The organism is Streptococcus sp. DTU_2020_1000888_1_SI_GRL_NUU_041A (assembly GCF_032387735.1).
In the GTDB taxonomy this organism is placed as follows: Bacteria; Bacillota; Bacilli; order Lactobacillales; family Streptococcaceae; genus Streptococcus; species Streptococcus sanguinis.
Genome location: NZ_CP135591.1, coordinates 1884815 through 1905075 on the forward strand (window position 1 = coordinate 1884815; position 20261 = coordinate 1905075).

Annotated in this window: 16 protein-coding genes; 3 read left to right on the forward strand and 13 right to left on the reverse strand. The window is 42.3% G+C overall.

The genetic code is table 11. The features are described 5' to 3' along the window. Positions 1-22: 22 nt before the first annotated feature. The 3 genes from RSK81_RS09320 to RSK81_RS09330 form a co-directional block, all read right to left on the reverse strand. On the reverse strand, positions 23-1198 hold the full coding sequence (locus RSK81_RS09320; protein ID WP_315686624.1) for a MalY/PatB family protein: 1176 nt from the start codon (positions 1196-1198) through the stop codon (positions 23-25). Next, a complete protein-coding gene (locus RSK81_RS09325; RefSeq protein ID WP_315686625.1) occupies positions 1191-2348 on the reverse strand; it encodes a cystathionine gamma-synthase in 1158 nt (385 codons plus the stop codon). Before RSK81_RS09325 ends, RSK81_RS09320 begins: the two co-directional genes overlap by 8 nt. 97 nt (positions 2349-2445) lie before the next feature. Beyond that, the gene (locus RSK81_RS09330) at positions 2446-4074 is read right to left on the reverse strand and encodes a polysaccharide biosynthesis protein (RefSeq protein WP_315686627.1); all 1629 of its coding nucleotides are present in this window, start codon (positions 4072-4074) and stop codon (positions 2446-2448) included. A gap of 86 nt (positions 4075-4160) precedes the next feature. On the opposite strand from RSK81_RS09330, the gene RSK81_RS09335 reads away from it, so the two are divergent. Beyond that, complete coding sequence (locus RSK81_RS09335) at positions 4161-5606, forward strand: UDP-N-acetylmuramoyl-L-alanyl-D-glutamate--L-lysine ligase (protein WP_315686628.1); 1446 nt, start codon at positions 4161-4163, stop codon at positions 5604-5606. A gap of 45 nt (positions 5607-5651) precedes the next feature. On the opposite strand, the gene RSK81_RS09340 is transcribed toward RSK81_RS09335, so the two are convergent. From RSK81_RS09340 to RSK81_RS09375, 8 genes are all read right to left on the reverse strand, one after another. Next, positions 5652-6410, reverse strand: a complete 759-nt coding sequence (locus tag RSK81_RS09340; protein WP_247908337.1) for a CPBP family intramembrane glutamic endopeptidase — start codon at positions 6408-6410, stop codon at positions 5652-5654. 177 nt (positions 6411-6587) lie between these two features. Beyond that, complete coding sequence (locus RSK81_RS09345) at positions 6588-6782, reverse strand: CsbD family protein (protein WP_002894655.1); 195 nt, start codon at positions 6780-6782, stop codon at positions 6588-6590. Positions 6783-6883: 101 nt separating this feature from the next. After that, a complete protein-coding gene (locus RSK81_RS09350) occupies positions 6884-7537 on the reverse strand; it encodes a DUF1803 domain-containing protein (RefSeq protein WP_315686631.1) in 654 nt (217 codons plus the stop codon). Further along, positions 7530-8042 (reverse strand): YiiX/YebB-like N1pC/P60 family cysteine hydrolase, encoded by a 513-nt coding sequence (locus RSK81_RS09355; protein WP_002903235.1) that lies wholly within the window; start codon positions 8040-8042, stop codon positions 7530-7532. The genes RSK81_RS09350 and RSK81_RS09355 overlap by 8 nt, the downstream gene beginning before the upstream one ends. Before the next feature lie 92 nt (positions 8043-8134). Then, on the reverse strand, positions 8135-9070 hold the full coding sequence (locus tag RSK81_RS09360) for a manganese-dependent inorganic pyrophosphatase (RefSeq protein WP_002923599.1): 936 nt from the start codon (positions 9068-9070) through the stop codon (positions 8135-8137). Positions 9071-9208: 138 nt separating this feature from the next. Further along, complete coding sequence (gene pflA, locus RSK81_RS09365; RefSeq protein ID WP_002905907.1) at positions 9209-10018, reverse strand: pyruvate formate-lyase-activating protein; 810 nt, start codon at positions 10016-10018, stop codon at positions 9209-9211. A gap of 225 nt (positions 10019-10243) precedes the next feature. Continuing rightward, a complete protein-coding gene (locus tag RSK81_RS09370; protein WP_002934230.1) occupies positions 10244-12493 on the reverse strand; it encodes an endonuclease/exonuclease/phosphatase family protein in 2250 nt (749 codons plus the stop codon). 316 nt (positions 12494-12809) lie between these two features. Next, entirely contained in the window at positions 12810-14522 is a 1713-nt protein-coding gene (locus RSK81_RS09375) for a hypothetical protein (protein ID WP_002923593.1), read from the reverse strand. Between the two features lie 299 nt (positions 14523-14821). Here RSK81_RS09375 and RSK81_RS09380 point away from each other — a divergent pair, with 299 nt between their 5' ends. Continuing rightward, a complete protein-coding gene (locus tag RSK81_RS09380; RefSeq protein ID WP_002923591.1) occupies positions 14822-14962 on the forward strand; it encodes a hypothetical protein in 141 nt (46 codons plus the stop codon). Positions 14963-15258: 296 nt separating this feature from the next. Here the strand turns inward: RSK81_RS09380 and treC are convergent, their stop codons facing one another. Both treC and treP read right to left on the reverse strand, forming a co-directional pair. Next, positions 15259-16887, reverse strand: coding sequence for an alpha,alpha-phosphotrehalase (gene treC / locus RSK81_RS09385; RefSeq protein ID WP_002923588.1), 1629 nt, complete (start codon positions 16885-16887; stop codon positions 15259-15261). Positions 16888-16959: 72 nt separating this feature from the next. After that, the gene (treP, locus tag RSK81_RS09390; protein ID WP_032915425.1) at positions 16960-19005 is read right to left on the reverse strand and encodes a PTS system trehalose-specific EIIBC component; all 2046 of its coding nucleotides are present in this window, start codon (positions 19003-19005) and stop codon (positions 16960-16962) included. A 187-nt stretch (positions 19006-19192) separates the two neighbouring features. Here treP and treR point away from each other — a divergent pair, with 187 nt between their 5' ends. Then, positions 19193-19906 (forward strand): trehalose operon repressor, encoded by a 714-nt coding sequence (gene treR / locus RSK81_RS09395; protein WP_023916584.1) that lies wholly within the window; start codon positions 19193-19195, stop codon positions 19904-19906. The last annotated feature ends 355 nt before the right edge of the window (positions 19907-20261 follow it).

The window sequence follows — 20261 nt, forward strand, 5'->3', positions numbered from 1 at the left end:
TAAATTTCAAAAATATTTTGATTTATTTTGGCAATACCTCTGCAATACGGGAGCAGATTTCTTCAACCATGGTCTCTGGAGCAGCAACATTTAAGCGGGCATGACCTTTGCCTTCTTGACCAAAATCACTTCCTCTATTCAGGACGACCTTTGCCTCTTCACGCAGCAGCTGAAAGAGCTGGTCATCTGTCAGGCCATAATCTGAAAAGTCCAGCCAAATCAGATAGGTCCCTTGAGGCTTCATGACCCGCAGGCGCGGCGCTTCCTTGGCAAAATAATCAACCACAAAATTCACATTCTTCTCAAGAACTTCCTTAAGCTCCATCAACCAAGACCAACCGTAACGATAGGCTGCTTCTGTCGCTAAAAATCCAAGACCAGGAATTTCATGCTGGTTGTTAGCCAGCTGGCGTTTTTTAAACTGATGTCGCAAGCTAGGATTCTCAATCACAGCATAGGAATTTTTAGTCCCAGCAATATTAAAGGTCTTAGTTGCACTGGCTAAAATCAAGCTAAAGTCCTTAAAGTCAGGCGAGACAGTATTAAAAGACTGGTGCTCATTCCCAAACAGCGTCAAGTCTTGGTGAATTTCGTCTGAAACCACGAGGACTCCATACTTTTGGCAGAGGCGTCCAATTTTATCTAACACTTCCCGTTCCCAAACTCGACCTCCGGGATTATGAGGATTACATAGAACATAAATCTTGACTTCATTGTCTGCAATGTCCCTCTCCAACTGCTCAAAGTCAATCTGAAAGAGACCGTCCTGCTCTATCAAAGAATTAGTAATAAGCCGACGATTATTGAGCTTGACACTGCGGGCAAAAGGTGGGTAAACAGGAGTGTTGATTAGGACAGCATCCCCTTCCTTGGTAAAGGCTTGGATAGCCGTCGAAATAGCAGGGACAACCCCCTCAATAAATACCAAGGCTTCCCGATCAAAGGTATAGTCGTGCTCATCTCGCTCCCAATCTAGCACGGCATTAATCAGCTCTTCACTGGCATAGGTATAGCCATAGACTAACTGATTAGCGTAATCATGAACAGCTTGCTGGATTTCAGGCAGAACTTCAAAATCCATATCTGCAATCCAGGCTGGCAGAACTTCTTTGTCCTTCTCCGCTTCTTTCCATTTATAAGTATGATGCCCTACACGACAGGGGGCTTTTTCAAAATTATATCTTCCCATATTATTCATTCTCCAAGGCTGCACGTAAATCGTCTACCAAATCACGACTATCCTCAATTCCAATCGACAGGCGCAGCAAATCATCTGTCAAGCCATAAGAATGACGCACTTCCACTGGAATGTCTGCGTGAGTCTGGGTCGTCGGATAGGTAATCAAGCTCTCCACTCCTCCTAAACTTTCCGCAAAGGTAAAGACTTTCAGGCTATTTAGGAGATGAGGAATCTTGCCTTCGTCCACAACTTTAAAGGAAATCATACCACCCTTGCCTGGATAGAGAACCTCTTTTACCGCAGGAGATTGCTTCAGAAAAGCGACTACTTCTTGCGCATTCTGAGTAGAGCGCTCCATACGAAGAGCCAATGTCTTGAGACCGCGCAAAAGCAGATAGCTGTCAAAAGGAGACAGGACCGGCCCAGTTGTATTGAGGTTATAGAATAGCTTGTCATAAATAGCAGCATCATTAGTCATGATGGCTCCAGCCAAGACATCATTGTGCCCACCCAGATACTTGGTCGCAGAGTGCAGAACAATATCTGCTTCATCCTCCAGCGGTCTTTGATAAATAGGACTGTAGAAGGTGTTGTCCACAATGACAGCTGCTCCTCGCTCATGAGCCGCTTGGGAAATGCGGGCAATGTCAAACTCTACCATAAGAGGATTGGTCGGTGTCTCGATATAGACAATATCTATATCCTCTGTTAGACTATTCAGAAGTTCTTCTTCTGTATTGGCATAGGTAAAGGCAAAGCGCCCTTCTGCTTCAGCCTGAGCAAACCAGCGGAAAGAGCCGCCATAGAGATCCCGAACAGCCAAAACCTTGCTGCCAACTGGAAAGGCACTAAAGGCCAGCACAATAGCCGACATACCAGAGCTAGTCGCTAGAGCATAATTTGCACTTTCGATAGCTGCCAGAGTCTCTTCCAAGCTAACCCTTGTTGGATTCTTGGTCCGAGTATAGTCATAACCTGTTGACTGGCCAAACTCAGGGTGCTGGTAGGTCGTTGAAAAATGCAGGGGTGTTGTCAAAGCACCGGTTGCTTCATCTTTTTTTACCCCAGCCTGAGCCAGTAGTGTATTTAATTTTACGTCCTTACTCATATTAACCTTCCAATCCTTCGCTAATATTTCACCCTCTATTGTAACATCTTTTGAAAACATTTATCTTTTTTCTTTCCAAGAGCTAGCTATAGTTTGAAACTATAATGTTGATGTTTTAGACATAATAAAGATAAAAATTAAAAAGCCCTGCGGCTTTTTAATAGATATGAAAGCGTCGACGCAGACTAGCCGCTTTTGAACCGATAAAGCGATCCATAAGGCGAACTTTGAGCGCCAGACCGCCATAGACAGCAAGACCGATACCGCCAATCAGAGCGATATAGACAAAGCTGGAAATCCGACCGCTTGGATGAAGGAAGAGACCGATAAGAAGCTCTGCTACCAAGACAAAGATGGTCATCAGAACCGTCAGAATCACTGACAGGAGACTCCGTTTAAAGAGGTTCTTAGGATTCAGACCTGTTACCTTGCGAATTTCCTGATACATGAGCAGGATTGGGATAATCAAGCCAACTGTCGTCGCAAGAAGAGGTCCATAAGCTTTGAAAATATAAATCAAGGGTACTTGTAGCACCAACTTGACTCCCACTCCATAGAGGAAGTAAATAATAGCTTTTCGATTTTGGAAGAGGGCCTGAATCATCGGAGCCAACACCGTATATAGACTGAGGATAATGGTCTGCAGCATAGCAAAGATGAAAAGCCCTAGTGCTAGACCATCTGGCTTGCCATAGAAGACAGTATACAGAGGTTCCGCTACCAAAACAGCACCAATGGTTGCTGGCAAGATAAAGAAAATCAGCATACTAAGATTATCCTGCACCAAGCGTGCAGCCGATCGGAAATCACCTTTGACATAGTTCTCAGTCAAGAGAGGAATCCCGACACCGCCGATAGAGGTAGCCACTGCAATTAAAATCATGGTAATTTTATTAGGATTGGCTGAGAAATAGGCAAACTGAACCAGCAACTCGGATTTGCTGTACTTGCTAATCCAACCCATGACATGGATAAAGGTATTTTGGTCAATAATCTGAAAAAGCTGAATGGCAGATCCTGTGATAATGAAAGGAATGGCTTCTCGGATGGTATCCCAGAGGAGGGCACGGCTATTGATCTCCCCTGCATTGGCAGACTTATGAAGGATAGAAGTCAGCATACCTGTCTTCCAGAGATAGAAGGCTAAGACAGCCATGCTAGCCAACATACCGATAAATGCTGCAAATGTTGACTGGGTAACCGCTTCTACATAGTTGCCAGAGCCGATTTTCATGATGAAAAAGGCGGTCAGCAGCATCCAGATGACCCGGATGACCTGCTCCGCAATCTGACTGATGGCATAGGGCTTGAGATTGTTAAAGCCTTGGAAAAATCCTCGGATAACGCTCATCGATGGGAATATCAAAACAGCCAAAGACAGACTCTGCATGACTGGCACCAAGTCTGAACCACCGCCAGACATAGAAGCGAAAACTGGTGAAAGTAGGTACATAATAACTGCAAAGACAGCTCCCAAAAGCAGCATAAACTTTAGAAACTCTCGGATGAGAGTGAAACTGTGCTCTTCCTTGTCAATGGTATTGTACTTAGCTACCTGCTTGGCCACTGCCACTGGCACGCCGGCTGTCGAAATCAGTAAAAACCAGGCATAGATATTGTAGCCCATAGTAAAAAGGCCGTTGGCCTCGGCGCCGTGCTTGCCCATCCAAATATACCAAGGAATGATATAGATGGCACCCAGAAGACGACTGATAAAATTGCTGGCAGTTAACCAGGCAGTTCCCCGCAGCATCTGCTGCTGCTGGCTTGTTGTTTCTTGGCTCATAGAAAACCTCTTCTATTTATTCTTCTTTTATTATAAACTTTTCATTGCCTCTTGTAAAACCCAGCCATAAGGTTTACAATAGATTTATGATTAAAATTGAAACCGTATTAGCTATTTTAAAAGAAGACCATAATTTTCGTGATATTGTCAAAGATGGAGAATACTTCTTCTCTTACAGCGGCTTGACTTTCGATAGTATCAGTTATGACAGCAGGGAAGCAGATGCCTCTACCCTCTTTTTTGTCAAGGGTGAGACTTTTAAGAAAGAATTTCTAGAAAAAGCCGTCTCAGCTGGCCTGCGCTTTTATATCAGCGAGACAGACTTTCAAGTGGGCATTCCGGTCCTCTTGGTCAACGACGTCAAGCAGGCCATGAGTCTCTTAGCTATGGAATTTTACGGTCATCCTGAGAAAAAGCTCAAACTGCTTGCCTTTACTGGCACCAAAGGCAAGACAACTACAGCTTATTTTGCCTATCAGATCCTTTCCCAAAGCCATCGACCTGCCCTGCTCTCGACTATGAACACCACTTTGGATGGCGAGACCTTCTTCAAGTCAACTCTGACTACACCAGAGAGTCTGGATCTTATCAAAATGATGGCCCAAGCCCTTGCTAATGGTCGGACTCATCTCATCATGGAAGTTTCCAGTCAAGCTTATCTCAAGAAACGGGTCTACGGCTTGACCTTTGATGTCGGTGTCTTTCTCAATATCAGCCCCGACCATATCGGTCCCATTGAGCATCCTACTTTTGAAGACTACTTCTATAATAAGCGGCTCTTGATGGATAATAGCCGAGCAGTTATCGTGAATAGCGACATGGACCATTTCCAAATCGTGAAAGAGCAAGTCGCCTCCTTGGAACATGATTTCTATGGAGCAGGCTCAAGCAATACTATCAAGGATTCTCAGGCTTTCAGCTTTGAAGCTGCTGGGAAGTTAGCTGGCCACTACGATATCCAGCTCATCGGCCGCTTCAATCAGGAAAATGCAGTAGCGGCTGGTCTTGCCTGTCTGCGACTGGGTGCTAGCCTCGAAGACATCAAAAAAGGAATTGCCGCAACCCGAGTACCAGGCCGTATGGAAGTTCTGACTCAGAAAAATGGCGCCAAGATTTTCGTTGACTATGCTCACAATGGCGTCAGCCTGAGCAACCTGCTGTCTGTGGTAGAGGAACACCAGAAGGGCAAGATTATCCTCCTCTTAGGTGCTACAGGCAACAAGGGTGAAAGCCGGCGCAAAGACTTCGGTCTCTTACTCAATCAGCATCCTGAGCTAACCGTTATCTTAACCGCGGATGACCCCAACTATGAAGATCCTCTAGCCATTGCGGAGGAAATCGCATCCTACATCTCCTATCCAGTGGAAAAAATAGCCGACCGTGAAGAAGCCATCAAAAAAGCTCTCAGTCTGACTGAGCGAGAGGGAGATGCCGTCATTCTAGCTGGCAAAGGAGCAGATGCTTACCAAATCGTAGAAGGAGAAAAAGTAACCTATCCAGGGGACTATACCCTTGCTGAAAAGTATTTATAAGAAAAAAGGCGTGGATATCGCCTTTTTATTGTCGTTTTGTAAAAATTAACGCCATTTAATCAGAACGTACATCAAGCTGGAGCCAAACATATCCGCCAAGGCGTGCATGAGAAAGAAAGGCAGGAGGTTCTTGACCTTGTACTTGTAAAGGAAATAGTAAAAGAGGCCATATACCACTCCGATAACCAAGGCCCACAGCATGCCCTGATAGGTGTGGAAAGAAATCCGAATGATAGTAGAATAGGCCAGAGCCCACCACTTGTACCTATCATTAACAGAGGTCATAAGCCCCAGAAAGAAGAATTCCTCATAGAAGCCATTGAGAAGTCCGTAGAGGATGGCCATAGGTGTCAGTTCAGCAAATTTCCGGAAGATTTCTAGCACATCTACATAAGACCAGAGAGTTGGATCAAAGTAATTATACTCGCCGCTCAGCGTCGTCACAATGTCACCAAAGAACCCTACTGCTACAAAAATAAGAGGGGTCCAGAGGAGAACCGACCAGCTCAGACGAATAGGAAGCTGCTTAAAGTCAAAGCGCCGAAACAATAGGTAAAGAATGGTCAAGACCAGCATTAGCAGCTGAAAATTGAAATTACTAGAAAAAGCCGCTCCTTCAGTGGCTGTATTGGTCACCGTTTCAGTCGCTCCTGTACTGGAAGCTGGTGCAAAGCTAGCTAGATAAAGCTCCGTTGAGCGGTAAATAAACTGCCCAAACATGAGCAGAGTAATCACAGCAATATCAAACCACCTCAACTCTTTCAAAGGCTTTGAGGGGCGTAGGTGTGTCAATCGTTTCATCATCTTTCCTTTCACCACCTGTAAATTCATGTCATCATTTCAGGTTCTTTTTTATATTTCTATCTTAGCATGAAAAGCTTAAATTTTTATTATTTACAAATTTATAAAACTTTTTTATTGCTGCTTGCTGCTATTGGAAACAAAAAAGAGAGTTAAATTTTAACTCTCTTCTCACTATTCTTATTTATCCAAGCTGTTTTTGATACCTTCAACGGCACCTTCTACAGCTTCTTTAGCATCTTCAGCAACTTCTTTGGCTTTAGCAACTGTTTTTTCTACAAAGCCTTCTGCTTCTGTCTTATTATCTCCTGTAACTTTGCCAACGCCTTCTTTAACAGCGCCTTTAGCTTGATCGAATTTATTTTCTAGTGACATATGATTGCCTCCGTTCTTTTTTTACAGTATCTGATACCGTTTACAGTAGTATATGTTTTTTCTTTTCAAAGGTCAAATATTCTGCTCATTCTACAGGAACATCAGTCCAGATGAAAAGTAAATCTCTCCTTATCAAAGCTTGCCTGTAACTCATACTTGCCTGCTTCATTTTGTTGAATATAACCTAAAATTACTAAGCTATCAACAAAAATGTCCCGCCGCTTCTGCATGAGCTCATCCTTGCGGACATACTTGAGGAGGAAGGTCGTCATGTACTTGAGTGCATATTCGGGATTGACATCGCCTAAGATAGCATAGAGAGGCTTTTGTGCCTCAGACAGGGGATACTGGCGCTGCATCTTGTAAAAATAATTTGCCAAGGTTAGCTTATCCCGCAGAAAATCTGTCTCTTCCAGCAAGATCGCCGCATTGGTCTGATTGGAAAGCTGAGTCTCAAAGCGCAGCTCTAATAATTCCTGATAGAGCGGACTATCATCACGGATAAAGATTTCCTGATCCAAACGCACATCCTCCAAACTTTCCACAAAGGGCAGCGTCAGGTAATATCGCTTGTTCTCCCGCTTGATGTAGCCAGCCTTGATAAACTCCTCTATCGAGCGGTCAATGTTGGCCACGCCCTCAAACTCTCTCTTAATCTCCCGCAGAATCACTGCCTCATGCCGATCCAAATAATCAATCAGCTCCTGAAAAAAAGGCTGGCGCGTCAAACGACTGGGATTGATGATTTTAATCATGTAGTTCTCCTTTGTAGATGAGTTTTCTTGACTGAGCCAGCTGGCTAGGATTCGTCCCAGGCTGGCCTATAGGTACAGCCAAGCCCAAATCCCGATAATATTCCTGCCAAAAATCAGAAATCAGATTTTTCTCATCACCAAACTGCATGGGAATCGTATCAAAAATCGGCAAAATTTCCGCAATATACTCCGAACAGTAAAAACCATCGGACTGCGGATAGAAGCTAAAATTGTATGGCTTTCCTAGATGCAATTTGGCCCTTTTAAAGACAGCATCTGCATCAATAGCTGGATAGCGATAGACATCATAAACATCCTCATCCTGCAAAAAATCAGACAAATCTTGATTGACAACCCCCTTCTCATGGGTTGCATGATAAATCTCACCATTAAAAAAGATGGCCACATGGCTGTATGAACCAGTTGCTGCTCGGATTGCAGCAGCAATTTCTGAAGATCCGACTGTAAAAATCAAATCTCCATCTTGTAAATCTTGAATCTTCATTTCTCTCGCCTATCAAAAAAGGAGCCGAGACCCCTTTTTAAGTATGAGGGGAATATCCCTCATCTAGTAACTTATTTCCTCAAATGAGCTCTTTAAGCATTAAAACTTTCTGTCAGTTGAGGCACCACTTGCTTCTTACGAGAAACAGCGCCTGCTAGGAAAGCATGGTTGTTTTCAAGAACAAAGTTGAAGGCTGCTTCGACCTTGTCCATATTGCTTCCGATAGCCAGAATCTCTGAGTCTGAGTTGATAATGTCTGTAATCATCAAGACGAAGTCAGAGTAGCCATTTTCAGCGTTTGTTTTCTCAATAGCTGCTTCGATTTCTGCCTGACGCTCCAAAACTTCAGCAATATCAACTGTGTTAACTTGTGCTACACGGACCTTATTTCCGCTCAATTCAAAGGTTTTAGCATCGATGTCAATCAACTCTTCTGCAGACTTGCTAGCCAAGTTTGTACCTGCCTTAAGCATTGCCAAACCATACTCTTCCAAGTTGACACCAGCCAGCTCAGCCAATTCTGGTGCAATGACCTTGTCAGTCGGATGAGTTGTTGGTGACTTAAGCAAGAGAGTATCAGAGATCAAACCAGACAGCATCAATCCTGCAATTTCTTTTGGAACTGCTACACCGTGCTCCTTGAACATGCGGTAAACAATAGAGGAAGCAGATCCCACTGGCTCCAAGCGCATGTAAAGTGGACTAGCTGTTTCAAAGTTAGCAACACGGTGGTGGTCCACCACGCCATAAACTTCAACTTCTGCAATATCTGCCACAGACTGCTGGAATTCATTGTGGTCTGTCAGGATAACTTGCTCAGCTCCCTCTGCCTTTGCAGATGTAATCACGCGCGGTGCAGCCACGCCAAAGTAATCCAAAACAAAGGCTGTTTCTTCATTAGGCTCACCCAGTGCAACCACTTCTGTATCTAAGCCATAAGCTTCGCGAGCCAAGTAAGCAAAAGCGTAAGATGAACCAATGGCATCTGAGTCAGGATTTTGGTGACCGAAAACTAAAATTTTAGACATGATAAACCTCTTCTTTTATATAAACTTATTGCATTTATTTTACCACAATTACAGGCATTTCACAAAAGCAGAAGGACATTTTCTTAAGAAAAATGGACTGGTCAGCCCACCAGCCCATTAATTCATACTCAAAGTAGATTAGCTATTATGCACCCGATTCATATACTCTGTATAGGATTCAGTCTGCATGAGCTCCTTAGCATTCTTGACCCGATCAGCTGTCGGAGGCTTAACCCCTTCCAGCTTGTAAGGGATGCCCAGCTCCCGCCATTTGAATTCTCCCATAGTATGGTAAGGTAGAATTTCAAACTTATCAACATTCTTCAGAGTTTTTACAAATTTACCTAGCTCAATCAGGTCATCATCACGGTCGGTCAATCCCGGCACCAAGACATGGCGTATCCAAACTGGCTTTCCAATGTCAGACAGGTACTTGGCACAAGCCAAGATATTCTTGTTGGTCTGGCTGGTCACAATTTTGTGCTGTTCTTCGTTAATCTCCTTGATATCTAGCAAGACTAAATCCGTCACTGCCATAAGCTTGTCAAATTTTTTCAGATAGCGAGGCGTATTTCTAAAAGGAAGGGCACAGGTATCCAAGGTACAGTGGATACCCAGTTCCTTAGCCTTGGTAAACAAGGCAATCAGAAAATCAATCTGCAGCAAGGCTTCTCCTCCGCTGACAGTGATACCGCCTTTATTGCCCCAGAAGCCCTTGTAACGGAGAGCTTCTTGCAAGACATCATCCACTGTCCGCAGCTGAGATTTGTTGGTCTCCATCTCCCATGTGTCTGGATTATGGCAATACTGGCAGCGCATGTGACAGCCTTGCAAAAAAACAATAAAACGGATACCCGGTCCATCAACTGCTCCAAAACTTTCGGTGGAGTGGACCATGCCCGTTACCTTTCCATAATCAACTGCTTCTTCAATTTTCTCTTCAACCATGACGCAACCTCTTAACTCTGAAAACGTTTTATAACTAACTACATTATAACATGATTAAAGCAAAAATAGACTTAATTTGCCTATTTTTTAGAAAACAAACTGTTTTTCAGTTTCATTTTCAGTGTTTTACAACAGATGAAATTTTAGGGCGAAAGCAGCAGGTAAGCAAAAAATCAGGGCAGAATCTTTATTCCACCCTGATTTCACTTTTTAAATTGATTTTAGTTAATTTCTGCTTCTCTTTTTGAGAGTAAAAGCAAACATTAGCAAGGCCAATCCCAAGACTGCCCAGCCACTGTTATTTTGGCCGGTCTGCGGGAGTCCCTTCTTCTTGCTGCCAACTGTCTGACCTTGTCTAGTTTGATTGGACGATGGAGGATTGGTCTGAGACGGAGCTCCTTGCTCTGCTGCTACAGAAGATTGTCCAGTTGATTGAGACGGTTGGGAACTGTCAGATGTTGAAGCTGCAACATCCTTAGAAAAGTCCAGCTGCACCACTACCGGATCATGGTCTGATGCTCTGCCATGTTCCTCCATGAAAGAGGCATTGATATGGACAGGCGCAAAGACTGCCTTGCCTGCCAGGTTCTTCGAAATAAAAATATTGTCCAAGCTTTGGTTGCTGCCGCGGTAGAAATAGGAATAACGGTCAGCCGCATCATGCTCCTGCATAAGATTAATCAGTTCATTACCCGCCAGTGCTTTAGCCGTTTCGGAAAATTCAAAATCGTTAAAATCACCAGTCAGCACAAACTTAAGGTTAGGATTTTGTCTCAGTCCTTCCTGAACAAAGCTATTTAAAATTTTAGCCTGCTCAATTCGGGCTGCCTGCGTATGCTGAACTGCTGGCTGAGCAGAGCCATAAACGGCATCATCCCCAATCTTGGACTTCAAATGATTGACAATAACGACGATATTCTGGCCCTTAAATTCAAACTCCGCTGCCAAGGATTTACGAACCTTGGTAAAGGCTGGATTTGTTGGAGCAATCCGGGCAGGATTCTTAACCAAATGGCCACCGGAAAAGCTAGCTGCTTCGTCACTCGTACCGGCTTCTTTTTCGACTAACTTCACCCGATTTGGATCGTAAAGAAAGGCCACGCGGATATTAGAGCCAGGCTTGCCGCCATCTTGACCGTCAAGTGGTGCAACTTCAGTGTACTTGTAAGTTTTTCCGCCCAGTTCTTTGATACGAGCCGCTAGTTTCTCGCCGCTTTTGACACCGCTGGTCGTTCCGTCATTGACACTGCCATTCTCATCTTGAACCTCGATGAGCGTGATGATATCTGGACTGTGGATTTCATTGATAAAGGAATTAGCGATTCTAGTCACTTTTTCCTCAGGTGTTTCACCTTTTTTAGCATTAGCAGAAAAATTCTCGATATTGTAGGAAGCAATAGTCAGCTTGTCTTCGCTTGGATAGATAGGAGAGACCTGTCTCTGCAAGCCACCGTCCACCAAATCAGGCAGCTGAGTCGGCTCCAACTTGTAAATCTTCCCACGATAGGTCACGACTCCGACCACATCACCATTGAAATAATCCTTGGCCTTGGCAATGAATTTATTGCCAACATAGACTGGAATGGTTGCTGTATTTTGAGCGTTTGGACGAAGATTGAGACCTCCGATATTGTTTAATGGTTGGGCTTGGTAGCCTTCAGGTAAGAGATAAATGTCTCCACGGTACTGCGGGCCTAAAACGCGTGGCCTCTTCACCGTCGTCAACATTCCTTCCAAACTTTCCCAGTAGTCCAACGCTTCACTTTGAGGCTGATAATTATTAATATCGTTATCGACCGTATCCTGAGGCATATTAGCCACGATGTCAACTGGATCAGGTAAGTCAGTTTTCCCTTCCTTGGTCACCTTGGAAGCCATCAGCATGGTAACTGTCAAACTACCACTGGGCTTGTTGAAAGTTTGTCCCTGACGAACGCTGAGATCTTCCATGTAGCCTTCTTTGACGCGTCCTTCAAGACTAAGTTTGTCTCCGACATCGACTTTTTCTTTAGAAACAACATAAAGAGCATCAGAAGTCCTGCTATTTCCATCAGGAGTCACGTCTTGAACATAAAAACCATAGCGGTCTGTTTTCGTCACAACTACATTGGAAACTTGGACTTCCTTGTCCTCATAGGGAGAGGTTTGTGATTCTCCCTGAATGGTTCCCACATTGGGCACAGCTTCTGGTCCGCTAGCAGCAACTTGTGCTGCAGCAGGAACTTGGCCTTCCTTTTCCACTGCCTCTGTAGAAGCTGCCTTTGGCTCTCCTGATTCTGCTGATGCACTCTCTGCTTGACTGGCAACCGACGCATCACTTACAGGTGGATTCTCTGTAAGAGCTGCCGCATCTGAAGTCGACGAACTTACTGCTTCTTCTGCTCCGACCAGTTGGACAGAAAAAAGCAGGGACAGAAAAGCAGCTAGCAAGACCACTGTAGGAAAGAGCTGCCTGTAAGAAACTTGTTTTTTCATGAATTTCTCCTTTTCTGTATAAATGTATATTATCCTATTTAATTTTTATTATAAAGAAAAGAATCAAATTTTGCAAAGGCTTTCTTAAAATTCTGTATTAGTTTCTCTTACTTCAGAAAAATACTTGCCTAGACTGGCCCAACACATAAAAAAGAATCTGGAATTTTTTCCAGATTCTTTCAGATTGAAGACAAACACCATTTGGAATGTTTGTCTTTGGTCTGAGAGAGCCGAAGCTCTCGAAAATTATTTTTAAATATTTTATAAAGTGTTAAGAAAACTTTTTTCTATTTTCAAATTACTATCTTCCAGTTTTTTAAGAAATTAATAGATTGGGATTTTTTCTAAGTTCTGGAATAGAATACACTCTACCATTTTTGAAATACTTATATGGTGTAGTATTAACGGTGACTACGCCTATTTCTACGGTATCAAATTGACCAAACTCTTTCTGAAACAACAATTTATTTGATAAAATCGTAGATTTTAATTTATTTAATTTTGCAAACTCTTTATATATCTGTGAATTAACTATACTTTTACATTGTTTTACATTTCTGGCAAGTCCATAATTTTTTAAATCATAAGTATATAAAGTATTATTGTAAATAAAAACTAAATCCAACTCCTCAATTAAGGAATTATTTTTTACTAATGCCTTAATCCCATCAATCTTTGACTGATTAAGGTAATAATTTATTTTACAATCCCTATCGTAGCTTTCTGCAATTTTTTTAAACTCCGGTAGTAATCTTTCATCAAAATTTTTTCGTATTAGTGTTGTCCATGTCTTCCCATTCTTCTTATTAAGAATATCACTTCTCAATATTCGATAAGGAAAATATTTAGCTGATTCTAAAAATGAAAACGTTGGAAGAATATCTATCTCTGAAAACTCAAGCACTGGTGCTCTAAATAGTCTCATATTCGGTTCCCCAATGATACTGTTTATGGGCATACTCTCGTAGAAACTCTTATTATTTAAAGTTAGATTTTCAATCACTAATTTAGAGTCATCAGTCGAAAGAGATTGATTCATTGAGAAATCGCTAATAATGAGATTTTTTTCACATAAACTTAAATAAATATTTTCAAGTTTTAAGGCTCTATTCTCATCAGGCTGTGAGAGATAATTATTTAAAATATTTGGCGATATATTTTTTACTTGTTGTAAATATTTCAAAATTACCTCAATTTTTTTATCGCCAATGATAAGTTCTTCGTCTCGTGTATCAACGATATAGTTTGTAAAGTTTTCAAGAATTCTATTTGGTAGAGAAATACCTTTTTCCTTTGAAAATGAAATCTCATCACGCTCATCCTTATTAACAAAAGGTAACAAATCAATATACGAATCCAGAAGTATCTTCGCAAAGAATAGTTCAAATAGGCTACATAAGCCAGTATAGTTTATTTCTACTTTACGAGAGTTTTGACGATATTCCTGTTCTCCAGTTAAAAGCAGTCGATTAAGTATATGTTCTAACGTAGACTTTAATTCACCTAAAAAGACACGCGGATCAAAAAATATATATGACTTTATCGAATTAAAAGAAACTATCAGTTCATCTATTCCATCAGGTACTGTCGCCTTATAATCGGTATTTAAATATATAGTAATTTTACTTAAAACACTTGCCAACAATGTTAAATTAAGCAATAAACTTTCTTTTCGATACAATACCAATTCTTCCTGAATTTTTCTGTCTAACTCTTCATTGATATATTCAATAACTTGCTTAATACCTGAATTTGTTAACGTAAATGTCGAAGGTATATCTAAATCTAAAAAATGTAATTCATCTAGAATTTGACCAATGAGCTGCATTCCTCTGCTCTGTAATGAATCTCTCTTGAATTTTCTATATTTTTCTGGAAGTAGACATCCAGTATTTTCAGTTGCTGAAGCAGCGAAATACGTAATTAAGAATTTATACAGTTCGTGTTCTTCATCAATAATCCTACTGCAATTTTTTAATTCATGAATTAGCAACTGTAAATCTGGTTGATAATATGGTAACTTTTTCACTGTAAAACTTCCTCCGTAATTTTTCTTTTAGCATAAAATTTCTTGTGACTGTTTTAGAAATATTTCAAACTTTCCTAAATTACATTTCTTAAAGTAAAGTTACTTATAAAAACGGTCCTATTTCTGATAAATAAAAGCGAGACAAACCACTTCTCTTTTATCTTCTTAAAATCGTTTATCCTTCAATAATTTCCAATAATGAAGCCCTATTTTTTTCATCTTAGACCTCCTATAAAAATATTTCTATATTAATTGTAACATTTTAGAAAGCGTTTTACACAATTGAGACTTTAGAACTCTTGACTGATATTTCCATGAGCCACCAGACCGTCCATCGCATCACGCAGGATGTGGCTGAGAAGATAGCTCAAAGTAGCTCTGCTTTGTCAGAAACGTTAAGGAAACCCAAAGTCCTCTACATCGAGGGAGATGGGGTTTGAATTGGCAGTCAAGAGAAACATAAGCATTTAGAGTTCAAGTAATTTCTCTACTTTTGCTAAATCCTGCTCATTCATACTAGATAGGGTATGTATCAGGGACTTGAATCGGTCACTAGAGCGTTGCGGTTTCTTGGTGTCAAAAATTTTTCTAAACATAAGATCTCCTTTCATTGAAAAAAACAGCCCCATAAGGGCTGCTCAGATTGAAGACAAAGCCCTTAGAAACTTCTGTTCTTTGGACTTTGTCTTCAATCTGAAAGAATCTGAAAGTCCTTTCCAGATTCTTTTAGAATGATTTATTCCTCCACCAAGATAGCCAAGGTTTCATATGGCTGCAAGGTCATCACATGGTCAATCTGAGTCTTGCCGTAATTGGATAGGAGAACCTGACCATTTTGATAATCCGGCAGGATGTCCACTGTAATCGGATCAGTATAGAAGTTGTTAAGTACTAAAAGTTTGTGTCCTTGCCACTCCCGCTCAAAGGCATAAACCTGAGGACTGTCCTCATAGGCTGGCTGATAGCTGCCCTCTGCGATGATAGGCAATTCCTTACGCAAGCCAATCAATTTCTGATAAAAGGTAAAAATCGGGCCCTTGATTTCATTTTCCACATTGATGAGAGGATAGGATTTGCCCGCCTTCAGCCATGGAGTTCCTGTTGTAAAACCTGCATTGACTGAATCATCCCACTGCATAGGCGTCCGAGAATTATCACGAGATTTAGCCTTGATAATCCTGAAGGCTGCCTCTGGCGATTGCCCTTCAGCAAGCAGACTCTGGTAAGCATTGAGAGACTCGACATCTACATAATCTTCCATGGAGTCGTAGTCAGGGTCCACCATTCCAATTTCCTCCCCCATGTAGATATAAGGCGTCCCGCGCGACAGATGAATACTGGCTGCCAACATGGTTGCCCCTTCATTGCGGAAATTCTCTACATCGACAAAGCGGTTGAGAGCTCGCGGCTGATCATGGTTGTTCCAAAAGAGGGCCGACCAACCGTCGTGTTCGCTCATTTCCTTGCCCCAAGTATGGAAGAGGCGTTTTAACTCTTCAAAGTCAAAAGCCTTAAGCGTCCACTTCTGTCCAGCTTCATAGTCCACCTTGAGATGATGGAAATTAAAAGCCATAGATAGCTCCTGCCGGTCTGGTGCGGTGTAAAGGATGCAGTTTTCAATCGTCGTTGCACTCATTTCGCCAACCGTCATAAAGGAATCGTCCTGCCCAAAAGTTGCTTCGTTCATCATACGCAGATAGTCATGGACGATTGGCTTATCGGTATAGGCTGGCTTGCCCTCCTGCTCTGGACAGTCCGTCAGCACTTCATCTTTTCCGATGACGTTGATGACATCAAAGCGGAAGCCATTGACTCCTTTATCTCGCCAAAAATTCACCACCTTGAAGAGCTCTTGACGAACATTGGGGTTGCGCCAGTTAAGATCAGCTTGAGTCACATCATAGAGATGCAGATAATATTTGCCCGTATCCCCAAATGGTGCCCAGGCACTGCCGCCAAACTTGGACAGCCAGTCCGTTGGCTCATCCCGCAGGATAAAGAAGTCCTGATAGTAGGAATCCCCAGCCAGAGCCTTTTGGAACCACTCATGTTCAATCGAACAGTGATTTAGAACCATATCCAGCATAAAGTCAATCCCATGCTGCTGGCCAACCTTGACCATCTCTTCAAAATCTGCCATATCTCCAAAGATAAGGTCTACCGCAGTATAGTCAGAAATATCATAACCATTGTCCCGTTGCGGACTCGGATAGAAAGGATTGAGCCAGATCATATCCACTCCCAGCTCTTTCAGGTAAGGAAGTTTTTCAATAATCCCGCGAAAATCTCCCAAACCGTTGCCAGTTGTGTCTTTAAAAGATTTTGGATAAATTTGGTAGACAACCTTTGTTTTATCAAGTGTCATATTTTCTCCTTTTTTGAGAAAAGGGACAGATTTTAAAGCACCGTCCCTTTCTATAAGTCATTTCATTTTTCTTTAAAGTGGCTGAGCGTTCATCAACTGATTGCCTCGCTCAACTACCCGAGGAAGTTGTTCAAGCACCTCCACCTGATACTTGTCTGAGTTCGTAATGATGACTGGTGTTTCTGTTACATAGCCTGCTTTCTTGATCATGTCTATATCAAAGGAAATGAGTTTGTCGCCAACCTTGACCTTATCTCCTTGAGATACATAACCTTCAAAGCCTTTGCCCTCCAGATTAACAGTGTCCATTCCGATATGCATCAGGATTTCAACACCTTCATCTGACAAGATGCCGATGGCATGCTTGGTTGGGAAGAAGACTGTTACTCTACCATTGACTGGTGAAACCAACTCACCTTGGCTAGGAACAATGACAACTCCACGCCCCATCAAACCTTGTGCAAAGACAGGATCTGTTGCCTGACTTAATTCTTTGACTTCTCCTGCCAGCGGACTAGTAATCGTTACAGGAGCTGATGAATCAGCTGCTTTCACCTCTGGAGATGACTCGGCTTTGGATGGCCCGGCAAATTCTGCCTCTTCCTGGGCTGCAAACTCTGCCTGCAATTCTGGATCTTCCTCTGTCTTCGTCAAGAAGTCTGTCTTGTGGAAGAAGAAGGTCAGGAACATTGGTACAAGGATTGCTACAAGCATAACTAGAAGGAAAGGAAGCCAGTAGTTTGCTTGAATAGAAAGGATAGCTGGTAAGCCTCCGACACCAATACCAGTTGCTGTAACATTAAAGCTAAGGGACAAGACTCCGGCAATAGACGAACCAATCATCCCCGCCACAAATGGATAAACGTACTTGACATTGACCCCGAAGAGAGCTGGCTCAGTAACTCCAAGGTAAGCTGAAATGGTTGCTGGAAGCGAAATTTGTGCCTCTCTTTCATCACGACGATGCATGAGATAGTAGGCAAATACAGCCGAACCTTGAGCAATATTAGACAGAGCAATCATGGGCCAAAGAGCTGTTCCACCATAATCATTGGCTAACTGTGTATCAATGGCATTGGTCATATGGTGAAGACCTGTAATCACAAACGGAGCATAAAGGGCACCAAATACTGCACCAAACAACCATTTGAATGGACCTGTCAAACCAAGAAATACGAACTTAGACATGCCTTGTCCAACCCACCAGCCAAAAGGACCTAAAACCGTGTGGGCCAAAATCAAAGCTGGAAGCAGAGAAAGCAAAGGAACAAAAATCATAGAAATCACTTCCGGAATCCGTTTACGCCAGAAAATTTCTAAGTAAGAGAGAGACAGACCAGACAAGAGAGCCGGAATGACCTGACCTTGGTAACCATATTTGTGAAACTCAAGTATCCCAAAATACCAAGTGTAGTCTTTAGCAATCACAGCTTTAGAGGTATTGGCTACATCATAAGCATTCAGCAAATGTGGAGAAACCAAACAAATCCCTAAGACAATCCCAAGAATCTGACTGGTTCCCATCTTACGGGAGATAGACCAAGTAATCCCCACTGGTAAGAAGTGGAAGACTGCTTGTGCCGGCAGCCAAAGAAAGTCATTAACATTGCTCCAGAATTTGGACACATCCACAATTGTATTATAAACCGGTTGTCCATTTTTTACTTGTGCAACTCCGTCAACAATCTTTCTACCCAAAGCTTCAATATGCACGCCCTCAAGGACATTGCGGAAGCCAAGGATTAACCCTCCGACAATCAAGGCTGGAATCAAGGGTGTAAAAATTTCCGCCAGAGTGGCCATAACCCGCTGAAGGGGATTTTGCTTGCTCTTGGCAGCAGACTTGGCTGCTTCTTTTGATACTCCCTCAATACCTGATACAGCAGTGAAGTCATTGTAAAAGATTGGCACATCATTTCCAATGATGACTTGGAATTGCCCAGCATTTGTGAAAGTCCCCTTGACCACTGGGATTGCCTCAATGGCCTTGACATTTGCCTTTTGATCGTCGCCAAGTACAAAGCGCATCCGCGTTGCGCAATGGCTAACTGCTGTGACATTCTCTTTGCCGCCGATTGCATCTAGCAGATCTTTAGCTTCCTTCTCAAATTTTCCCATTTGACTACTGGCTGAATGAGAATCCAGCACTCTCCTTATATTTTTTACGAGTCGGTTTTTCAACACATCTCTACAAATTATTGTAATCGATTCCAAAGATGTATGCAAGTTGTTTGTTGAAAATATCCCTCATTTTTGATAAAATTTTCTATGTTGTATGCAAATAAGAAAACAAGTGGAGTTTATGATGAAGAAATACAAACAATTATTCAAACAGATTGAGAAAGATATTTTAGAGGAACGTTATGCAGTCGGAGACTTCTTGCCCAGTGAACATCAGCTGACAGAAGACTACCAGGTTAGCCGCGACACGGTGCGCAAGGCTCTGGCCCTGCTGCAGGAAGAAGGATTGATTGAAAAAGTCCGCGGACAGGGTTCCAAAGTCATCAAGCATGAACAGTTTGACTTTCCTGTGTCTAAGCTGACCAGCTATCAAGAAGTAGTCAAGCAGAATAATATGCAGTCCAAAACCAATGTTGTCAGCTTGGAAAAGATTACCGTAGATCAGAAACTGTCCGACATCACTGGTTTCCCTCCCTACCGACTGGTTTGGCGAATCGTCCGTCAGCGCGTTGTAGACCAAGTCGCCTCTGTCTTAGATATTGACTATTTAGACAAGGGAATCGTCCCTGACTTGACAAGGGAAATCGCTGAGCAGTCCATTTATGCTTATTTGGAAAATGACTTAAAACTTAACATTGCCTATGCCAAAAAGGAATTTACCATTGACCACGCCAATGACCGAGACAAGATTCTCATGGACCTAGGCAAGGATCAGCAGGTCGTCTCTGTCAAATCCCAGGTCTATCTGGCAGACGGCCGCCAGTTTCAATATACCGAGAGCCGTCACAAGCTAGACAAATTTCGCTTTGTGGATTTCGCTAAGCGTCAGAAAGAATAACCTTGAGTTCCATCCAGACCACAAAACCACCTCTGCCTTCCAGTTGGCAGAGGTGGTTTCTTTTATGAGTAGTCTAAGGCTGCTTTGTTTTGGAGCGACAAAGAGCCTCAAAATTTCTTTTTACTTGTTTTAGGAGATTTATATGAAAAAATTAGTTAAGGGCTTCTGCTGCTTTTTAAACGTTACTGATTCTTATTACTTCCTTTCTTACTTTTGCGCCTGAGAGAATGTCAATACTTGCTTATCATATAGGCTAACTTTAGATGTCATTGGACTGTCCTCATTTCTATTTTGATGGTATTAGTATAATCCCAGAAACTTAAGACAGACTTATAAAAAACTTGAAGGAAACTTA

Coding starts and splice junctions, on each gene's coding strand:
- RSK81_RS09320 (WP_315686624.1), bottom strand. CDS start 1,198: ATGAATAATATGGGAAGATATAATTTTGAAAAAGCCCCCTGTCGTGTA.
- RSK81_RS09325 (WP_315686625.1), bottom strand. CDS start 2,348: ATGTTTTCAAAAGATGTTACAATAGAGGGTGAAATATTAGCGAAGGAT.
- RSK81_RS09330 (WP_315686627.1), bottom strand. CDS start 4,074: ATGAGCCAAGAAACAACAAGCCAGCAGCAGCAGATGCTGCGGGGAACT.
- RSK81_RS09335 (WP_315686628.1), top strand. CDS start 4,161: ATGATTAAAATTGAAACCGTATTAGCTATTTTAAAAGAAGACCATAAT.
- RSK81_RS09340 (WP_247908337.1), bottom strand. CDS start 6,410: ATGATGAAACGATTGACACACCTACGCCCCTCAAAGCCTTTGAAAGAG.
- RSK81_RS09345 (WP_002894655.1), bottom strand. CDS start 6,782: ATGTCACTAGAAAATAAATTCGATCAAGCTAAAGGCGCTGTTAAAGAA.
- RSK81_RS09350 (WP_315686631.1), bottom strand. CDS start 7,537: ATGATTAAAATCATCAATCCCAGTCGTTTGACGCGCCAGCCTTTTTTT.
- RSK81_RS09355 (WP_002903235.1), bottom strand. CDS start 8,042: ATGAAGATTCAAGATTTACAAGATGGAGATTTGATTTTTACAGTCGGA.
- RSK81_RS09360 (WP_002923599.1), bottom strand. CDS start 9,070: ATGTCTAAAATTTTAGTTTTCGGTCACCAAAATCCTGACTCAGATGCC.
- pflA (WP_002905907.1), bottom strand. CDS start 10,018: ATGGTTGAAGAGAAAATTGAAGAAGCAGTTGATTATGGAAAGGTAACG.
- RSK81_RS09370 (WP_002934230.1), bottom strand. CDS start 12,493: ATGAAAAAACAAGTTTCTTACAGGCAGCTCTTTCCTACAGTGGTCTTG.
- treC (WP_002923588.1), bottom strand. CDS start 16,887: ATGACACTTGATAAAACAAAGGTTGTCTACCAAATTTATCCAAAATCT.
- treP (WP_032915425.1), bottom strand. CDS start 19,005: ATGGGAAAATTTGAGAAGGAAGCTAAAGATCTGCTAGATGCAATCGGC.
- treR (WP_023916584.1), top strand. CDS start 19,193: ATGAAGAAATACAAACAATTATTCAAACAGATTGAGAAAGATATTTTA.